An 18,645-nucleotide genomic window follows, 5' to 3' on the forward strand; every position below is an offset into this window, starting at 1 on the left:
TCCTTCCGGGCCGCCCCTCGTTGCGTGTGTCAGCGCTCGATCAGCGCTCCACGACCGCCAGGACGTCGCGCGAGGACAGGATCTGGAACTCCTGGCCCTCGTACTTGACCTCGGTGCCGCCGTAGCGCGAGTAGATGACGACGTCGCCGACCTTGACGTCGACGGGGATGCGGTTGCCGTTGTCGTCAACGCGGCCGGGGCCCACGGCGATAACTTCGCCTTCCTGCGGCTTTTCCTTGGCGGTGTCCGGGATGACCAGGCCGGAGGCGGTGGTCTGCTCGGCCTCAACCTGACGGATGACGATGCGGTCCTCGAGGGGCTTGATGGAGATCGACATTGTCGTTCCCTTTCTCTTTGTCACGAAGGTGCTCGTCCTTTCCCTGCCGTCGCGGGGGTCAGGTGCAGGACCGGTCGCGGGTGTTCCCGCGCTTCCTCCATGAGTGTAGTTGCGCACCTGGCACTCGGGCAACCTGAGTGCCAGGCGGTTCACCGACGGCGATGCCGATCGGCCCCGCCCGCGAGCGCGAGCCGGCCCAGGCCTCGGCGGTGAAGAGATGGGACAATGATGCCGTGAGCGCTCTGACCCCGATCCTGTCCTCCCCCGGCTGGGAGCTCCTGGCTTCCCTGCAGGCCCGCCAGGAGACGAATCCGATCCCACTGCGCGAGCTGGGGGGCGCCCTGCGGGCCTCCGGCGTCGAGGCGGGGCTGGCGGCCGCCGTGTTGACCCAGCTCGCGTTGCGCGAGGCGGCGCGCACGAAGTTCGGCCCGGTCGCCTCCCACATGGTGTTCACGCGCGACGGGTTGGAGCAAGCCACGCGGCTGGTGGTGGCGGTGCGTCACGCGCAGCGTTTCCGCAGCGCCGGCGCGACGCGGGTAGCGGACCTTGGCTGCGGCATCGGCTCGGATGCGCTGGCGATCGCCGGGCTGGGCTTGGACGTGCTGGCGGTTGACATCGATCCGGATGCGGCGGGTGCTGCGGCCGTGAACCTGCGCGATTTCGAGGGGTCTCAGGTGCGCCTCGGCGACGTCATGGATCTGGACATCGCCGAGCTTGCGGCCGAGGGCGTGGACGCCATCTTCGCCGATCCGGCGCGGCGCACGGGGGCCTCGCGAGGCTCCGCGCGCATCACGAACCCGGAAGCCTGGTCCCCTCCCCTGTCCGCGGTTCTTCGCCTCGCGCGCACGATCGATCGGGTGGGGGTCAAGGTGGCGCCGGGCATCGCTTATGACGTCATTCCCGCGGATTGGCACGCTCAGTGGGTGAGCGTGGGCGGCAGCCTCGTCGAGGCTTCCCTGTGGTCCCCCGCTCTCGCGCCCGAGGGCCGGGGTCGTTCGTGTCTTCTCCTGGACGAGGCCGGGGCCGCTCACAGCCTCGCCTCTCCTTGCGGGGAGGCCGCCAACGCTCCCGCCGAGCGCGTGGAGGTCGCCCCGCTGGGGGCCATCATCGCGGAAGCCGATCCGGCGGTCATTCGATCGGGCCTGCTGGCGCGCCTGGCGCAGCGGGTCGGGGCGGGCATCGTGTCCGACAAGATCGCCTACCTGACAGGTGACGATTTGCCAGACAGCCCCTTCTATGACCGCTTCGAGGTCCTGGAGGTGACAAACCTTCGACCCAAGGCCATCGCCGCCGCTCTCAGATCGCGAGACGCGGGCGCCGTCGAGATCAAGAAACGCGGCGCGGACATCAACCCGGAGGACCTGCGTCAATCCCTCAAGCTTCGTGGCGGAACCAAGGAACTGACAGTCATTGCGACGCGCCTGGAGGGGCGCCACCGGGCCGTCATCTGTCGGCGGTTGCCCGCAAACCTGTAAGGAAGCTCTCCACCGAAGCGGAGCAGCGTGCTGACACAATGGAGGCAATCAGCGAAAGGAACGCCATGACCTTGCCCTTCGGTTCCTCCCAGCGCTCCACGATCGGTGTCGAGTGGGAGCTCCAGCTCGTCGACCGCGACTCGCACGACCTTCGTCAGAGCGCCGACGCGATCATCGACCGCGCGACGATCGACGGACAGCTGTATCCGGGCGTCCACCGCGAGATGCTCCTCAACACGATCGAGGTTGTCTCCAAGCCGCGCTCGACGGTCGCTGAGTGCATCGCCGACCTCACCGGCTGCGTTGACTTCCTGCGCCCCCTGGCCTCGGACCTGCGCATCGACCTGGCCACCGCGGGCACCCACCCCTTTGCGCGCCCCGGACGCCAGCGGGTGACCGACTCCGAGCGCTACGCCCAGCTCGTGGAGCGCACCGCCTACTGGGGTCACCAGATGCTCCTGTACGGAGTCCACGTGCACGTCGGCGTCGAGGATCGCGCGAAGATCCTGCCGATTCAAGCGGCGCTGACCGCACACCTGGGCCACCTGCAGGCGATTTCCGCGTCCTCCCCGTTCTGGGCTGGCGAGGACACGGGCTACGCCTCGAACCGGGCGATGGTCTTCCAGCAGCTGCCCACCGCCGGCATCCCCCGCCAGTTCGACACGTGGGAGGACCTGGAGGCCTACACGGACGACATGATCAGCACAGGCGTCATCGAGGGATTCGACGAGGTCCGCTGGGACATCCGCCCCTCGCCCACCTTCGGTACGATCGAAAACCGCGTGTACGACGCGGCGACGAATGCGACCGAGGTCGCCACCTTCGCTGCGCTCACCCACGTCCTCGTTGAGCATTTCTCGCGCTTGTACGACGCCGGCGAACCCCTTCCCGTCCTGCCGGACTGGTTCGTCGCTGAGAACAAGTGGCGCTCGGCCCGCTACGGCATGGACGCAACACTGATCGTGTCGCGCGACGGGACCACCGAGAGCGCCCGGGACGGCATCGCGCGTCTGCGCGAGGAGCTCGCCCCCGTCGCCGCCGACCTGGGCTGCGCGCGCGAGTTCGCCGGACTCGACACGATCCTCACGATCGGCGCCTCCTACGAGCGCCAGCGCTCCGTCGCGGCGGCTGCACGCCCCGGCCAGGGCCTTGACGCCGTCGTCGATCTCATGCGCGCCGAGATGAACGCCGGGCGTCCCCTCGCCCTCGCGGAGTTCGCGACCCTGAGTGTGTGAGTCCCCCCGGCCACGGCCTCGTGACCGGACAGACACCCTCCCAGGCGACGTTCAGTCTGCATTCAGACAACCGGAGTATTGTGTCCCCCGGAGAAATGAACTGCTCGAGAGGACGCCACCATGGCTGAGGAAGAGGCGGAAGCGCCCACACCCCACACGACCGCTCTAGCGAGGATCGGCGTACCCGTGCGGGCGACGCTGCACACCCTGTGGGTCCTCCTCTCCTCCGCGGCACACCTGACGGCACGCTGGCTCTCCCGAGCCCCCGCGACGGCGGTCGTCACGGCCGTTATGGCCGTCGTCTCGGCCAGCTACCTGGTGTGGCGCGACCAGTTCAGCGTCCTCGAAGCCGACCCGTCGGCGGGCCACTGGTGGTCGGTCTTCTCCTCCGTCGGGGCGATCCCCGGGCACTTTATCGCTACCGCTGTCGTCGGCGTCATCGCGGTTATTGTCGCGGGCGGCGCGGCCGAACGTCACCTGGGCACCCGGGCGTGGGTGGCCGCAGCCCTGTCCGGCCAGGTCGTCGGAGTCACCGCAACGTGGGCGACGCTGCCCCTTCTCAAGCGCGCCGTCAGCGAATGGGGCCAGGCGATCGGCGCGGGCACCCTGTGGGGGACAAGCCTCATCCTCGTTGCACTCGCGGGCGCGGCAGCCCAATCCCTGAGCTCCCGCTGGCGTTGGAGGGCCCGCTTCCTCCTCATCGGAGTCCTCGTGTTGTCAGCAGCCATCCTCGGATCGGCGATCTCCTACGCGCGCGTGTGGGCGCTCCTGGCCGGCATGGTCGCCGCGCGCCTGGTCGGCGTGCGCGGCTCCGAGGACGACACCGACGACGAGGTGACCCTCGGGCGCCAATTCGCCTCGATCGCCGCCCTGTGCTGGGCGTGCGCGGCGGCTCTCACCGTCGTCTCGGCCGCGCCCGAAGGCCCGCTCGCGCAGATGCGCTGGTCACTGGGGCCGGCCTGGTGGCTCGAGGGCCGCACGGGCGTCATCACGACCCTCCTGTGCCTGGCGCCCATCACACTCCAGCTTGTCTTCGCCTACGGCCTGCGTAGGGGGCGCCGCCTCGCCTACGTCGGGACGCTCATCCTGCAGGGTATCCTCGGCATCTCGACGGTGACGTCAACCACCGTCGAACTTCTCGCGTGGAACGGCCCGGACGATCCCCTGCGCCCCGAGGTGAGCACTGCCGCCGCCCTGCTGCTCATGCCCGTCCTCCTCAACGTGACGCTGTGCGCCATTACCTGGTGGGTGCGCCGCTCCTTTACGATCCACGCCGCGCCCTCGACAACGTCGACCCTGCTGCGTCGCTGGCTCATTCTCATGGTCGTGTGCGCGGCCGTGGTATTCGTGCTCGGGCTGCTCACGAGCGACTCGTTTATTCCCTTCTCCGCGCTGGCCTCGGGCGAGGATTTCTCGGACGCTCCCAACGCGACGCCACTGCAGGTATTCCACGACTACGTCCTCGTTCTCCTGCCCACTGCGACCGCCTCGATTTTCGAACCCACGCTCGTGCCCATGACTCTCCTGGCCGAGGCGCCCGTCCTGTGGATGCCGCTCGTCGCGTGGGTCGGCACGCTGGTCCTGGTGCTGCGCGCGCTCCTGGCTCTGCCCCGCGTGCCCGCCTCCTCCCCGGTCGACGACCTCATCCCCCTCCTACGCGAGCACGGGGCCGACACCCTCGGGTGGATGCAGACCTGGGAAGGCAATCAGGTGTGGGTCTCTCCCTTCGACGAGGCCGGGGTCGCCTACCGTGGGGCCGGCGGCGTCGCGCTGACCGTCACGGACCTCGCCTACGAGGAGGGAACGGCTTCGCGGGCCATCGCCGAGTTCTCCTCCTTCACCGCCTCCGCGGGCCTGACGCCCGCCCTCTACTCGATCCACGAGGACCTCGCGCAGGCCGCCCGGCGCGACGGCTGGACGATCATGCAGGTCGCCGAGGAATCGCTCCTCGACCTGCCCGGCCTCGCGTTCAAAGGCAAGGCCTACCAGGACGTGCGCACCGCCATGAACCACGCGACGCGCGAAGGAGTCGAGGCCGTGTGGACCACCTGGGAGGAATGCCCGCTCGGCTGGAAGGACCAGATCACCGTTATCTCGCGGGACTGGAGCTCCGACAAGGCCCTGCCGGAAATGGGCTTCACGCTCGGCGGCGTTCGCGAGCTCGCGGTCCCAGAGACACGCATTCTCGTCGCAGTCGACGCCCAGTCAACGATTCACGCCGTCACCTCATGGCTGCCTGTCTACCGGGGCGGCCAGGTCGTCGGCCTCACCCTGGACGTCATGCGCAGGCGCACCCAGGGGTGGCGCCCCGCCATCGAGTTCCTCATCGGTAAGGCGGCCCTGTCCGCCCAGGAGGAGGGCCTCGAATTCCTGTCCCTGTCGGGCGCGCCCCTCACCCGCTCCGCCGACGACACCTCCGTGTTCGGCCCACTCATCGACGCGCTGGCGGCCATCATGGAGCCCCTCTACGGTTTCACGTCGCTGCACGCCTTCAAACGCAAGTTCAAGCCGCGCACGCAGCCCCTCTACCTGGCCGTGCCTGACCCCGCCTCCCTGGCAACCGTGGGCCTGGCTATTTCGCACGCCTACGTCCCCTCCGTGTCCCCCACGCAAACCCTCACGCTGCTCGCCTCCGTCAGCGCTGGCCTCGCCAAACTCGCGGCAAAAGGCGTGGGTGACCTGCGCTCGGCGCACGCCACGCGCAGCACCGACGCCCCCGCCCCGGATGCGCCCAAGCCCCGGGAAAACGCCTCACGCGCTGAGCGCGGCGGCGCCACGGCCTCGTCAACGATACGCGGACAGGAGTGAGCATGTCCTTCCTCGCTTCCATTTCTCTGGTCTCCGGGCGCACCCTCGCGGTCGTCGCCGTCCTCGCCATCCTCTCCCTCGTCGCGGGGGCCTCCCTGCTTCCCCGCTACGCGCCCTCGCGCTTCCCCCGCCCCAAGCGGCATTGGTTCGCACGCACGGTCATTATCCTCGTGCCGACCCTCCTCGTCGCCTCCGCGGGCGGACTCATCGCGAACCGTTCCCTCGGCATCGTCAAAACCAGCGGCGACCTCGGAAAACTTATCCAGTCCTCGGTCGTGGGCTCCGAGGCCCAGTCAGGCGGCGAAGTCACGATCGGCAATCAGAGCATTGACCCCTCCGCCCTCGGCGCGTCCTTCACGCGCACCGACGACGGCATGCTCGTCGCCACGTGGACCGGACCCACCAGCGGGATCACCCTGCCCGTTTACGTGATCGCACCGCGCGACTACTCCCCCACGGACGGCAAGACCTACGCCGTCATCGAGCTCCTCCACGGGTACCCCGGCGAGGCCGACGGAACCACGCAGGGCGCGCAGGTCCAGCAAGCCCTCGACGACGCCATTGACGCCGGAATCATCCCGCCCACCATCGTCGTCGCCCCCTCCCTGAGTGTCGACGAGGAGGCCCACGATTGCGCGGATATCGAAGGACGCCCACCCGTGTACACGTGGGCGGCCCACGAGGTCCCCGCGATGATCCGCCACAATTTCCCCAACACGAGCGCTAACCGCGACGCCTGGATGATCGGCGGATTCTCCGCGGGCGCCTACTGCGCGATCTGGACGGCGCTGCGCACGCCCGAGACCTTCGGCGCGGCCGCCTCCCTGTCCGGCTACGACACCCAAATCGAAGGCCAGATGACGAACCAGGGGGACCAGTACCTGGCCGACAACACTCTGTCCACCATGCTCGCCAACCGCACGCCCGACGGGATGCGCATCTACGCGATGGCCGCCGGTGACGACGTCGTCGGCGGGGCCTACACGGCGCTCAAGATGGCGGCGGCGGTACGTCCGCCCGACACGGTCACCACGGACGTCCCCCCCACCGGCGGACACGCGGGCCCCCTGTGGCGCGAACACATCCCGACGATGCTCGCGTGGTGGGGATCCTCCGACCGCGTCGCGAACGCGGTGGGCGCCGCCCCGACCGCTCAGACGGCCCAGGCCTCCGAGGCCTACGCGTCCATCGTTCCCGTGACAACCGTGACCCACACGGAATCGTCCACGGGTCCCAACGGCCGCGTCACCCTCGCGATCCTCGCGCTCCTGTCTCTCATCTTCGTGCTGATCGCGTGGCGCTACGCAGCCACCTGGCGGGTGGTCGCGGACGCCCGCGACGAGGCCACCGACAGCACATCCCGGTTCTGCCACCCCGCTTCGGCGCGGGTCTTTGCCGCGATTCCGCGTCCCTGGGGCGCTCTGACTGCCTACGGCGCCCGACTGGTCGCACTCACGCTGGCCGCCTTCGCCTGCGCCTCACTCATCGGGGTGTGCGGCAACATGGTCGGCGGTTTCTACACGACGTGGTCCTCGGTAGGCCAGACAATCGTGGACAGCCTGCACTGAGCGCTGCACCGAGCGGGCGCGCCCCTCAGGAGCGCGGCGCCACGTAGGTGGTCGTCAGCTCCATGCCCGAATCCGGCGAGAAATCCCAGCCCGATGGGGGCAGCCCCGCCGCCACCAGCTCCGAGCCGATCGCCGCGATCTGGGCGCCATTATCGGTGCAAAAGCGCAGCGGAGGCATGCGCACCTGGACGCCGGCGGCCTCGGCCCGCTCGGTGAGCAGAGCGCGCAGGCGCGAGTTCGCAGAGAAACCGCCTCCCACGACGATGGTGTCGCAGCCCGTGTCCAGCGCCGCTCGCACCGCCTTGGCGGTCAGGGAATCGTTGACGGCCTCGGAGAAGGCCGCGCACACGTTTTCCTTGCTGACGGTCTCGCCTCGGCTGGTCGCACCCTCGATGTAGCGGGCGACAGCGGTCTTGAGGCCCGAGAACGAGAAATCGTACTTGTGGCGTTCCTTGTCCTTGCCGGCGGCCAGGCCGCGCGGGAAACGAATAGCGTCACGATCTCCCTGCTGGGAGAGGCGATCCACGTGCGGGCCGCCCGGGTAGGGCAGGCCGAGGAGGCGCCCCACCTTGTCGAAAGCCTCGCCGGCCGCGTCATCCAGGGTACCGCCCAGCTCGACGACGTCCGTCGCGATGCTACGGATCTCGAGGATGTTGGAGTGGCCGCCCGAGACCACCAGGCCAATAAAGTGCGGCGGGAGCGGGCCCTCCGCAAGCTTATCGACGGCCAGGTGCCCGATGACGTGGTTGACGCCGTAGAGCGGCTTACCCAGCGACGAGGCCAGGGCCTTGGCCGCGCAGATACCCACCGTCAACGAGCCCACAAGACCCGGTCCGGCCGCAACCGCGATCGCGTCAACGTCCGAGAGGGTCACCCCCGCCTCGTCGAGGGCCGCGTCGAGCGTGGGCAGGAAAGACTCCAGGTGCGCGCGCGACGCGATCTCCGGGATGATGCCGCCGTAGCGGGCGTACTCGTCCATCGACGTGGCCGTGCGGTCGACCAGCAGCTGCGTGCCGCGCACCAGGCCGACGCCCGTCTCATCGCACGTCGATTCAATACCAAGGACCAGGGGTTCATTCACGCCCTCTAGTCTAGGTCTCGGCGCGCGCCGACGCCGCGCACGCACCGACGGCGCGGCGCTGACACAACGCACCTGGTGCCGCGATGAGCGAGGCGGCGCCTCACTCCTGGCGGGGTCGCGCGTTCGCCACGAACATCGCAACGCACGCGACGGCGAACACGAGGAGCGACCACGGGAACAGAGAATCCGCGACGGGTTTCACCTGCGGGGAACCGAAGACGACTCCCAGGAGGAGAAGGACCGACAGGAGCGCGAAGACGATCATCGCTGCGATCCCAATCGTTGCGCTGACCCAGTAGCGGCGCGTGTGCGTGTTCGGGCCGGTCTCGTCAAAATGCATGGCGTAGCTCCTCTCTGAGCCGACGGTGACACCACCATCATACGCCTGAGACCACGGCGGCCGGGGGTACTTGACGCATGACTCTCCCCGACTCTGGGTGCGGCTCGCCCGCGATACCTACGCTGCCCACGCTGCCCGCGCTGCTCGCCCGCGTCGGCCGCGCGCCGGGCACGCATACGCGAGGGCCCGGCGCACCGAAGTACGCCGGGCCCTCGGGCCACTCATGCCGGTCAGACGCCCTTGAAGGCGGCCTTTCCGAGCTGACGGTTCAGGTTTGCGATCACGTCGAGCGGGATCTGCTTGGGGCACACCGCCGCACACTCGCCGATGTTCGAGCAGGAGCCGAAGCCCTCCTCGTCCATCTGGTTGAGCATGTTGACAACGCGCTTGTAGTTCTCGGGCTTGCCCTGCGGGAGCAGGCCGAGGTGCGTGACCTTCGCGGAGGTGAAGAGCATCGCCGAGGCGTTCGGGCAGGCAGCCACGCACGCACCGCAGCCGATGCAGGCCGCAGCCTCGAACGCGCGATCCGCGTCCTGCTTCGGGACCGGGGTCGCGTGCGCGTCGGGGGCTGCACCCGTGTTGACGGAGATGTAGCCGCCGGCCTGGATGATGCGGTCCAGGGCGCTGCGGTTGACCACGAGGTCCTTGATGATCGGGAAGCCCGATGCGCGCCACGGCTCGATCGTGATGACGTCACCATCGTGGAAGGACCGCATGTGCAGCTGGCAGGTCGTGGTGACCTCCGGGCCGTGAGCGATGCCGTTGATGACGATGCCACACTGACCGCAGATGCCCTCGCGGCAGTCGGAGTCGAAGGCGATGGGTTCCTCGCCGCGTGCGAAGAGCTCTTCGTTCAGGACGTCGAGCATCTCCAGGAACGAGGACTCTTCCGAGATTCCCTTCACCTGGTATTCATGAATTGCGCCCTTGTCTTCGGGACCGTTTTGGCGCCAGATCCTCAGTGTCAGGTTCACTTGTAGCTCCGCTGCTTCAGCTCGATGTCGTTGTAAATCAGGTCTTCCTTGTGGAGGATCGGGGGCTCGCCTTCGCCAGCGAACTCCCAGGCCGCCACGTACAGGAACTTGTCGTCGTGACGCAGGGCCTCACCCTCGGGAGTTTGGGACTCCGCGCGGAAGTGGCCGCCACACGACTCTTCGCGGTGCAGCGCGTCGATGCACATGAGCTCGCCCAGCTCCATGAAGTCGGCCACGCGGCCGGCCTTCTCGAGGGACTGGTTGAGTTCGCCGATCGACTTGCCGGGAACGCGAACGTTCTTCCAGTAGTCGGCGCGCAGCTCGCGGATCAGACCGACGGCCTTCTTCAGGCCGGCCTCGGTGCGCTCCATGCCGCAGTACTCCCACATGATCTTGCCCAGCTCCTTGTGGAACGAGTCCACGGAGCGGGTGCCATTGATCGACATGAGGGTATCGATGCGTCCCTGAGCCGACTCGAGGGCTTCCTTGACGGAAGGCGAGTTCTCGTCCAGCTTGGGCAGGTGGAAGCAGTGCGCCAGGTAGTCGTTGATCGTGTTGGGCAGGACGAAGTAGCCGTCCGACAGGCCCTGCATGAGCGCCGAGGCACCCAGGCGGTTCGCGCCGTGGTCGGAGAAGTTTGCCTCGCCGGCCACGTACAGACCGGGCAGGTTCGACTCGAGGTCGTAGTCAACCCACAGGCCACCCATGGTGTAGTGGACGGCGGGGTAGATGCGCATGGGCACCTCGTAGGGGTTGTCGCCCGTGATGCGCTCGTACATGTCGAAGAGGTTGCCGTACTTAGCGGAGACGGCTGCCCTACCCATACGGGAGATGGCCTCGGAGAAGTCGAGGTAGACGCCGCGGGCGACACCGTCGATCTTCGGGCCGACGCCGCGGCCCTCGTCGCACATGTTCTTGGCCTGACGCGACGCAATATCGCGGGGCACGAGGTTACCGAAGGAGGGGTAGATGCGCTCCAGGTAGTAGTCGCGATCCTCTTCGGGAATGTCGCGCGGATCCTTCTCACAGTCCTCGGCGCGCTTGGGAACCCAGATGCGGCCGTCGTTACGCAGCGACTCCGACATGAGGGTCAGCTTCGACTGCTGGTCGCCGTGCTGGGGGATACACGTGGGGTGGATCTGCGTGAAGCAGGGGTTGCCGAAGTAGGCGCCCTTACGGTACGCACGCCAGATGGCGGTCGCGTTGCAGCCCATCGCGTTGGTGGACAGGAAGAACACGTTGCCGTAGCCGCCGGTGGCCAGGACGACCGCGTCGGCGATGAAGGTCTCGAGCTTGCCGGTAGACATGTCGCGGGCGATGATGCCGCGCGCCTTGCCCTCATCGACGATCAGCTCGACCATCTCGTGACGCGAGTGCTCGGTGACGGTACCCGCGGCGACCTGACGCTCGAGCGCCTGGTAGGCGCCGATCAGCAGCTGCTGACCCGTCTGGCCACGCGCGTAGAAGGTACGGGACACCTGCACGCCACCGAAGGAGCGGTTGTCGAGGAGGCCGCCGTACTCGCGGGCGAAGGGGACGCCCTGAGCGACGCACTGGTCGATGATGTTGGCGCTGACCTCGGCGAGGCGGTAGACGTTGTCCTCGCGGGCGCGGTAGTCGCCGCCCTTGACCGTGTCGTAGAAGAGACGGTACACGGAGTCGTTGTCGTTGCGGTAGTTCTTCGCGGCGTTGATACCACCCTGCGCGGCGATGGAGTGCGCGCGGCGGGCGGAGTCCTGGTAGAAGAAGCAGTCGACGTTGTAGCCCATTTCGCCGAGGGAGGCGGCGGCGGCGCCGCCGGCGAGGCCGGAGCCGACGATGATGACGCGCAGCTTACGGCGGTTGGCGGGGTTGACGAGCGCGGCGGTGAACTTGCGCTGCTCCCAGCGCTGCGTGATCGGGACGTCGTGGGGGGCCTTCGCGTCGGCGATCTTCTCGCCTTCACGGTAGAGGCCGTGGATGAGTGTATCGGTCATGATTGCGTGCCCTTCCTCAGTGGATCAAGCCGGTGACGATGGCGACGGGCGGGGCCATGAACATCACGAAGATGATCAGACCGACCAGGCCCGAGAGGACAACCAGAGGCTTGCGGGTGGCGGGACGAGCCCAGCCGAGCGACTGGAACATGGACCAGAAGCCGTGGGAGACGTGGATGCAGGCGCAGCCGACGAACACGGCGTAGAGGATGACGAGGACCGGCGACTGGAAGGACGCGATCATGCGATCGTATGGAGTGGTGACGTCAGCGCCGAAGTTCGCGACCTTCGCGGGCAGGCTCACGGTGGTGAAGTGAGCGATGTGGAAGATCAGGATCAGCAGGATGAGGACACCGCTCATACGCATGGTGCGGGCCGCGTAGGAGTCCGTGACGGACTTCTTGACGACGTAGCGGGTGGAGCGGGCGCGACGCGAACGCTTCCAGGTGTAGGCGGCGGCCCACAGGTGGATGATGAGCATCAGCGCCATGGCGGCGCGGAAGACCCAGATGAATCCGCCGTGCGGGAAGATCGGCACGAAAGCCTCTTCATGCAGCCAGTGCGCGTAGTCATTGTAGACCTCCGCACCCAGGAACATCTTGAGGTTGCCGTAGGAGTGGAACAGCAAGAAGAAAACGAAAACGAAGCCCGAGACGGCCATCAGCTGCTTAATAAAGACGCTGGTGGTCCACGCGCGGCGCTTCTTCGTTGCGACATTTTGAGTGGCCATGCAATGAAGCATATCGGCGCGTTGCCCGGCGGCGGTAGGACGTTGGCACGAGACGGCGCACGTAGGCTTCTCCCCCACCCAAGTTTTCCGCTATTTTCCGCCGTTTTTCGCGCGTGGACAATCGGTGTACGCCGCGACATTTTCGGCCCTGCGCGCGCGCCCAAGCGGGGCCGAAGGAGCCGAATAATGTGACATGGGGCGTTCCTATTTGGTGGTGGTCTTCGCACGCGCGCGGGTCAGGGGCGCGCGCATTTCGACGGCTTCCTCGACCGGGTTGCGGAAATAGCGCGGCCTACGCCCGATTTCGACGAACCCGCGGGAGTTGTACAGGGCGATGGCCCCCTCGTTGGAGGGCCTCACGTCGAGGAAGATTTCGGCGGCGCCGGCCTGGCGTGCCCAGTCGAGGAGCGCGTCGAGGATCGCTCGCCCGACGCCGCGACCTCGAGCATGGGGTGCGACCCCGATCGTCATGACGTCGGCCTGGTCTCCCCCGACTTTGACGCCGCCGTAGCCGACGGGGTCCCCGGCCTCGTTCGTGGCGATCCAGTAGCGCGAGGCCGGCGAGGATAGTTCGTCGGCGAGCATGAAGGGGGTCCACGGGTCCTCGGGGAAGGTGACGGCCTCGAGGTCGACGAGGGTCTGCAGGTCGTCGAGCGTAGCGACGCGCAGCTCGGCGGTCACAGGCGCGCGGTTGGCTGGCCCTGAATGTCGGGTCGGCGCAGGTAGAGGGGGTCGGTACCCAGGCGGTCGCTCTCGCCGCGGGTGAGGCGCGTGGCGACGATGCGGCTCATGACGGCGGGGTCCAGCTCGATCTGGGGGCCCAGGTCGGCGCGCGCAAGCGCGGGCGCTGAATGGGCGGGGATGGGGGCTCCGGCGACGACCAGGCCGGGGGCGTGTCGCATGGCGGCGAGCAGGGAGGCGACGTCCCCCACTTCGAGGCGGCCCTCGAGGGTGACGTCGTCGGGCCCGGCGGCCAGGTAGGAGCCCCAGTAGAGTTCGCGGCGGCGCGCGTCGGCGATCGCGTAGACGCGCGTGTCGGGGGCGAGCAGGTCGAGGCCTTGGCGGGCGATGACGTCGAGGGCTGACACGCCGTAGGCTGGCACGCCCGCGACGCGGGCGAGGACGCGGGCGGAGACGAGGCCGGCGCGCAGTCCCGTGAAGGGGGCGGGGCCGGTGCCCACGAGGACACGGTCGATCCCTGCGCCGCCCAGGGTGGCGGGCAGGTCGGCGGCCTGAAGGGCCTCGCGCACGAGGGGCGTGATGGATTCGGCGTGGTGGCGCCCGGAGTCGTTGTGGGCGCGGGCGATCACGCGGCCGTCTTCGATGATGGCGACGGCGGTTGCGGCTTGGGTGTCCAGGGCTATCTCTCGCACGATGTGATCCTACTCGTCGTCGGTGTGATCGTCACTGTCAAGGACGTCCTGGTTGACGCGCGTTCCCCCGTGGGCGGCGACGAGCGAGTCGAGGACGCCATCCCAGCGGTGTCCGTGCGCGCGCAGGATGATGCGGCGCCGCCCGTCGTCCATGTGTTCGAGGTCGATGACGTCGCCGTCGCGCTGGGCTTGCCCGCCGCTCGCGCGGCGCACCTCGATGGCCAGGCGTTCCTCGCTCATGGCTTCGGTTTTGCCCTCGCCCCATTCAACGACGGTGACGGCCTCGTCGAGGGATGAGTCGAGGTCGAGGGTCTCCAGGTCGTTCAGGTCGGTGATGCGGTAGGCGTCCGCGTGGATGAGGTCGGGGCCGCCACCGAGGGCAGGGTGGACGCGGGCGACGATGAATGTGGGTGAGGCGACACGGCCACGCACGCCCATGCCGACGCCGATGCCCTGCGTGAGGGTGGTTTTGCCGGCGCCGAGCCCGCCCGAGAGCATGACGAGGTCCCCGGCCGCCAGGACGCGCCCGAGGGCTTCGCCAAGCGCCCGCGTCTGGTCGGCGTCGGAGGTGTCGACGGCGTAGGAGGCGATGGGCTGATCAGTCATGAGCGGTGCTCCCCTGGGTCTCGGTGGCCTCGCCGACGTAGGCGCGAGGAATGTGGGCGCCCAGGCGGGTGACGATTTCGTAGTTGATGGTGGTCGCGGCGCGCGCCCAGTCGTCGGCCAGCGGATCGCCGTCATGTCCGGCTCCGAAGAGGACAGCAAGGTCTCCGACGGCCGCGGGCGCGTCCCCGCTGCGCGCGCTCGGGGTGCCCGCGTCGCCGTCTGCGGGCCCGAGGTCGACGATGAATTGGTCCATGCACACGCGTCCGATGAGGGGCGCCTCGAGGGGGCCGGAGGCGGTGTGGACGGTGACGCGCGCGCGGTTGGAGGCAGAGCGCAGGATGCCGTCGCCGTAGCCGAGGGGAACCAGGCCGACCCAGCGGCGCGTGGGCGCCACCCAGGTCCCGCCATACGAGGCCGGGGTGCCTTCCTCGATGACCTTGACGGAGGTGAGGGGCGCGCACAGGGTGAGAGCGGGGACCAGGTTCAGGTCGGTGGCGGAGGCGACGGCGGGGTCGGGGCTGAGGCCGTACAGGCCGATGCCGACGCGCACCATGTCGTAGTGTGTCTCGGGGTGCCACAGGATCCCGGAGGTGGCGGCCAGGTGGCGGATGCGCGGCGTGATGCCCGCGTCGGCGAGGACCGCCAGGCCTTCTTCGAAGGTGCGCACGTGGGTCGCGGTCGAGGCGTTGCCCGCCTCGCTGGGGTCGTCGGCTCGCGACATGTGGCTCCACGCGCCGACGACGTCGACGAGGCCTTCGTCGGCCGCCATGCGCAGGGCCGAGGCCAGGGCGGGCAGGTCGGCCAGGGTCGAGCCCGCGCGGGACATGCCGGTGTCAATCTTGACGTGGACGCGCGCGGGGCGGCCCACCTGCCGGGCGGCGGCGCAGATGTCGGCGAGGACCCACGTCCAGGACACGGACACGTCGATGTCGGCGTCGATGGCCGCGGCGAAGTCGGAGGAGGAGGTGGAGATCCACGCGAGGAGGGGCGCGTCGGCGCGGGCGACCCCGGCCTCGTCCAGGCCTTCGCGCAGGGTGAAGGCCTCGGCGAGCTGGGCGACACCCAGCCAGTCGGCGCCGCCTTCCAGTGCGGCGAGGGCGACGGGGAGCAGGCCGTGCCCGTAGGCGTTGGCCTTGACGGTCGCGAGCTGGAGCGCGCCGGGGGCGGCGGCCCGCAGGACGCCCAGGTTGTGCCGGATGGCGGCCAGGTCGACGACCGCGCGTGACGGGTATCCCCGTCCTTGACCGTGTTCGTTCGTGGAAGTCACTCCCCTAGTATCTCACGCGAGCCCGAGCGCGCCGCGCGGCTGCGCCCTCCCGCCTCACAGGCTGAGGGCGGCGAGCACTTCCGGGATTGCGTCAGCGATGTCACGCGCCTGGATGGGAGCTCTTCCCTCGCGTCGCATCGCCGCGGTCTGCGCAGCGCTGGCGTGCAGGGACACGGCCGCCGACAGGCGCGCCGACGTCACGAGCAGCGGGCGCGCTCCCTCGGGGGTACTCGCGGGGTTGTGCGCGGTGGGGCGGGCCAGGATACCGGCGATGAGGCCAGCCAGGACGTCGCCGCTGCCGGCAACGCCCGCCCAGGAGGTGGTGACACGAGCGACCGTGGGCTCGTAGACGCGCGTGAGGTCAGCGCGTGCACTTGAACGCGCGTCGTCGGAGTAGGGCGCGTTTTCGTCGTCGGCTCCCTCCCCGTGGGTGAGGTCAACGTCCTCGAAGGAGTAGACGATCGTGACGGGGCCTTTGAGGACCACGTGAGCACCCGTGGCCTCGTGGAGGGCGCGGGCATAGCGGAGGGGCGCTGCGGCGACCTGCGCCCTCGTGGTCGGCTTTCCGAGCTCGCTCAGCAGGCGCGCGGCCTCCCCGTAGTGCGGGGTGAGAACGGTCGCGTCGGGGACGATAGTACCGAGCAGTTCGGGTACGAGGTCGAGGGCCCCCGCGTCGATGACGAGCGGCGTGCCTGACTGTCCGCAGAAGTGGGCCAGTTCGAGGGCGTCCTCGCGTCGGTCCTCGTCCATGCCGGGGCCGATGAGGGCCGCCTGGATGCGCCCGCCCACCATGACGACACCCGGCTCGGCGGCAAGCACGAGGTCCTGGACACGCCTCGTGGAATTCAGGCGCACCATGCCCACGCCCGAAGCCAAGGCCCCGCGCGTGGCGAGCAGGCCGGCACCAGGGTAGGTGTCGGATCCTGCGACGAGGCCGACGACGCCACGCGCGTACTTGTCGTCGGCGAAGGCGGGGGTGGGAACGGCGGCCGCGGCACGCTCATCGCTGTCGTAGTAGTAAAGGTCGCCCGCGCCGATTCTCCCCTCAGCGTCGGGGGTCGTGTCCGTGTGCGCCCCACTCCAGTACATGCCTATCATGCGCAGCTGGCCGCAGTATTCGACGGCGGGAGGCAGGATCTGGGCGCGCTTGTAGACACCCACCGCGAGTGTGTGGGTGGCGCGCAGGATCGGTCCAGCGACGTGGCCATCGTCGTCGGTCAGGCCGGAGGGCACGTCGATTGCGATGACTTTCTTGGGGTGGGCGCGCAGCTCCTCGTTCAGGCACGTCACCGTCTCCGCGAGCTCGCCCGTGAGGGGGCCCTGAGCGCCGATGCCGACGATCCCGTCGATCCATACGCGCGCCCCGCAGATGGTGTTCCATTCGGGGGTCCCTTCAAGGGAACGCAGGGAGCGGCCCGACAGCTCGACGATGCCGACGCCGGCTTCCCGGGCTGTCTCCAGGGCCCGCGCGTGGCAGGTGGGCTTGAGCAGGAAGGCAGTGACGACCTTTCCCCTCTCCGCCATCATCGCACAGGCGTAGAGGGCATCCCCACCGTTGTCACCGCCGCCGACGAAGGCGACGAGGCAGGCATCCATGTCTTCGATGTGGGCGGCCGCCTCGTCGATGCCAAGGCCCTCCCCCAGCCGGGTGACAGCCGTCGTGGCCGGCAGGTCCCACAGCCAGGCGATTGGGTCGGAGAGGTAGCGAACCTGGTCTGCGACTTTCTCTGCGACCTGGCGCATGTAGCGGTCGGGGTCTCCCTCGGCCGTCGCGGCCTCAACGTGCGCGCGTTCGATGGCACGCGATTCGGCGAATGACAGGGCACGACCGTCCAGGATCAACATGCGGTCAATTCTCCCACATCTCACTCCCCGCTACGCTGCGCACCTGTCGAGACGTTCTACCGCTTGACATATCATCATCAGCTAGCGAAATTTCACCGAGTCCACGAGTCGCAGCGCGACTGAAACCTAGGCAACGCGGGCCGTGATCACGGGGACTTTCGGGGGAGGATTCACCTTCCACCAGATGGACGCAGTCTTCACACAAAGCACCCACGGAGAGTAGACTACCGATCGTTAAAGGTTGACTTGTCAAACTCGCAGGGGGAATCATGAACAACGTGACCGCAACGTCCGATGCCGGAGCAGGCTCCGGTCCCAGCGACACTGAACCACGGTCCTACTTTACGAATCTCGTCATTAGGTGGACCTTCGCTGCGGACATCAATGCAACCCAGGCGGCGGACGCACAGTTCCAGAGCCTGGAGAGCGCGCTCGAGAGCGCCGACGGCGACATCCGGGACGCCATGCATCTCATGGACGATCAGCACGGAAAGACTGCCATAGACGCAACGAACTCACTCCAAACTTTGTCGGAGACCTGTGCCGACGTCAGCAAAGATGCAAAGAATCTCCGCACGGCGCTAAGCCGCTATGCATCGGCAATGAGCGTTGTCCGCTCACGCTACGAGGGCTTCATCAGCGAGGCGAGCGCCCACGGGATGACGGTCAAGGGCGATTACCGCAATTGCTCCCTCAGCTACGAGGACCGCCCGCCCGTGGCCTGGTCTGGTTTTGTGGACCGGGTGTTTTGAGGGTTGTTGGTTGTTATTGGTGGTGTTGTGCCCATTGGCGTGCGTATTGGTTGGGTGAGAGCCAGCCTAGCGCGCTGTGGGGGTGTTCTTCATTGTAGCGCTGGGACCAGGCGCCAATCAGGGCGCGCGCGTGGTTGAGATCCTCGAACATGTTGTCCTCGAGGAGTTCGTCGCGCATGCGGTTGTGTAAGGACTCCACGAATCCGTTATGCCAGGGCTGGCCCGGTGGGATGAACGCTTGGAGCGTGTCATGCTCGCTGGCCCAGCGCCCCAAGGCT

At 68.3% G+C, this 18,645-nt stretch carries 17 protein-coding genes; 5 read left to right on the forward strand and 12 right to left on the reverse strand.

Annotation, left to right across the window (positions count from 1 at the left end; all coding sequences use genetic code 11):
• Nucleotides 1-40: 40 nt before the first annotated feature.
• On the reverse strand, nucleotides 41-337 hold the full coding sequence (gene groES / locus HMPREF1138_RS06745; RefSeq protein ID WP_009057941.1) for a co-chaperone GroES: 297 nt from the start codon (nucleotides 335-337) through the stop codon (nucleotides 41-43).
• Nucleotides 338-570: 233 nt separating this feature from the next.
• Here groES and HMPREF1138_RS06750 point away from each other — a divergent pair, with 233 nt between their 5' ends.
• From HMPREF1138_RS06750 to HMPREF1138_RS06765, 4 genes are all read left to right on the forward strand, one after another.
• On the forward strand, nucleotides 571-1,812 hold the full coding sequence (locus tag HMPREF1138_RS06750; protein WP_039937293.1) for a class I SAM-dependent methyltransferase: 1,242 nt from the start codon (nucleotides 571-573) through the stop codon (nucleotides 1,810-1,812).
• A 65-nt stretch (nucleotides 1,813-1,877) separates the two neighbouring features.
• Nucleotides 1,878-3,047 carry a glutamate--cysteine ligase gene (locus HMPREF1138_RS06755; protein ID WP_009057932.1) on the forward strand — a complete coding sequence of 390 codons (1,170 nt, stop codon included), beginning with the start codon at nucleotides 1,878-1,880 and terminating at the stop codon, nucleotides 3,045-3,047.
• Between the two features lie 120 nt (nucleotides 3,048-3,167).
• Nucleotides 3,168-5,855 carry a bifunctional lysylphosphatidylglycerol flippase/synthetase MprF gene (locus HMPREF1138_RS06760; RefSeq protein ID WP_039937287.1) on the forward strand — a complete coding sequence of 896 codons (2,688 nt, stop codon included), beginning with the start codon at nucleotides 3,168-3,170 and terminating at the stop codon, nucleotides 5,853-5,855.
• Between the two features lie 2 nt (nucleotides 5,856-5,857).
• Complete coding sequence (locus tag HMPREF1138_RS06765; protein WP_009057928.1) at nucleotides 5,858-7,423, forward strand: alpha/beta hydrolase; 1,566 nt, start codon at nucleotides 5,858-5,860, stop codon at nucleotides 7,421-7,423.
• Between the two features lie 25 nt (nucleotides 7,424-7,448).
• On the opposite strand, the gene tsaD is transcribed toward HMPREF1138_RS06765, so the two are convergent.
• The 10 genes from tsaD to HMPREF1138_RS06815 all read right to left on the reverse strand — a co-directional run bounded on the left by tsaD (nucleotide 7,449) and on the right by HMPREF1138_RS06815 (nucleotide 17,615).
• Entirely contained in the window at nucleotides 7,449-8,504 is a 1,056-nt protein-coding gene (gene tsaD / locus HMPREF1138_RS06770) for a tRNA (adenosine(37)-N6)-threonylcarbamoyltransferase complex transferase subunit TsaD (RefSeq protein WP_009057930.1), read from the reverse strand.
• Between the two features lie 100 nt (nucleotides 8,505-8,604).
• Nucleotides 8,605-8,844 (reverse strand): hypothetical protein, encoded by a 240-nt coding sequence (locus HMPREF1138_RS06775; RefSeq protein ID WP_009057927.1) that lies wholly within the window; start codon nucleotides 8,842-8,844, stop codon nucleotides 8,605-8,607.
• Nucleotides 8,845-9,074: 230 nt separating this feature from the next.
• Nucleotides 9,075-9,818 carry a succinate dehydrogenase/fumarate reductase iron-sulfur subunit gene (locus HMPREF1138_RS06780; RefSeq protein ID WP_039937291.1) on the reverse strand — a complete coding sequence of 248 codons (744 nt, stop codon included), beginning with the start codon at nucleotides 9,816-9,818 and terminating at the stop codon, nucleotides 9,075-9,077.
• On the reverse strand, nucleotides 9,815-11,794 hold the full coding sequence (locus tag HMPREF1138_RS06785) for a fumarate reductase/succinate dehydrogenase flavoprotein subunit (protein ID WP_009057933.1): 1,980 nt from the start codon (nucleotides 11,792-11,794) through the stop codon (nucleotides 9,815-9,817). The genes HMPREF1138_RS06780 and HMPREF1138_RS06785 overlap by 4 nt, the downstream gene beginning before the upstream one ends.
• Nucleotides 11,795-11,810: 16 nt before the next feature.
• Nucleotides 11,811-12,524 (reverse strand): succinate dehydrogenase cytochrome b subunit, encoded by a 714-nt coding sequence (locus HMPREF1138_RS06790; RefSeq protein ID WP_009057936.1) that lies wholly within the window; start codon nucleotides 12,522-12,524, stop codon nucleotides 11,811-11,813.
• A 204-nt stretch (nucleotides 12,525-12,728) separates the two neighbouring features.
• Entirely contained in the window at nucleotides 12,729-13,205 is a 477-nt protein-coding gene (gene rimI, locus HMPREF1138_RS06795; protein WP_009057938.1) for a ribosomal protein S18-alanine N-acetyltransferase, read from the reverse strand.
• Nucleotides 13,202-13,897 (reverse strand): tRNA (adenosine(37)-N6)-threonylcarbamoyltransferase complex dimerization subunit type 1 TsaB, encoded by a 696-nt coding sequence (tsaB, locus tag HMPREF1138_RS06800; protein WP_009057935.1) that lies wholly within the window; start codon nucleotides 13,895-13,897, stop codon nucleotides 13,202-13,204. Before tsaB ends, rimI begins: the two co-directional genes overlap by 4 nt.
• Nucleotides 13,898-13,906: 9 nt before the next feature.
• Nucleotides 13,907-14,503, reverse strand: a complete 597-nt coding sequence (gene tsaE / locus HMPREF1138_RS06805; RefSeq protein ID WP_009057943.1) for a tRNA (adenosine(37)-N6)-threonylcarbamoyltransferase complex ATPase subunit type 1 TsaE — start codon at nucleotides 14,501-14,503, stop codon at nucleotides 13,907-13,909.
• A complete protein-coding gene (gene alr, locus HMPREF1138_RS06810; RefSeq protein WP_009057924.1) occupies nucleotides 14,496-15,770 on the reverse strand; it encodes an alanine racemase in 1,275 nt (424 codons plus the stop codon). The genes tsaE and alr overlap by 8 nt, the downstream gene beginning before the upstream one ends.
• A 54-nt stretch (nucleotides 15,771-15,824) precedes the next feature.
• Complete coding sequence (locus HMPREF1138_RS06815) at nucleotides 15,825-17,615, reverse strand: bifunctional ADP-dependent NAD(P)H-hydrate dehydratase/NAD(P)H-hydrate epimerase (RefSeq protein ID WP_009057923.1); 1,791 nt, start codon at nucleotides 17,613-17,615, stop codon at nucleotides 15,825-15,827.
• A 269-nt stretch (nucleotides 17,616-17,884) separates the two neighbouring features.
• Here HMPREF1138_RS06815 and HMPREF1138_RS06820 point away from each other — a divergent pair, with 269 nt between their 5' ends.
• On the forward strand, nucleotides 17,885-18,367 hold the full coding sequence (locus tag HMPREF1138_RS06820; protein ID WP_009057925.1) for a hypothetical protein: 483 nt from the start codon (nucleotides 17,885-17,887) through the stop codon (nucleotides 18,365-18,367).
• Between the two features lie 13 nt (nucleotides 18,368-18,380).
• Here the strand turns inward: HMPREF1138_RS06820 and HMPREF1138_RS06825 are convergent.
• Nucleotides 18,381-18,645: integrase core domain-containing protein (locus HMPREF1138_RS06825; protein ID WP_009057937.1), on the reverse strand; the 265-nt coding region annotated here is incomplete at its 5' end.

The organism is Actinomyces sp. ICM58, from assembly GCF_000283035.1.
GTDB lineage: Bacteria > Actinomycetota > Actinomycetes > Actinomycetales > Actinomycetaceae > Pauljensenia.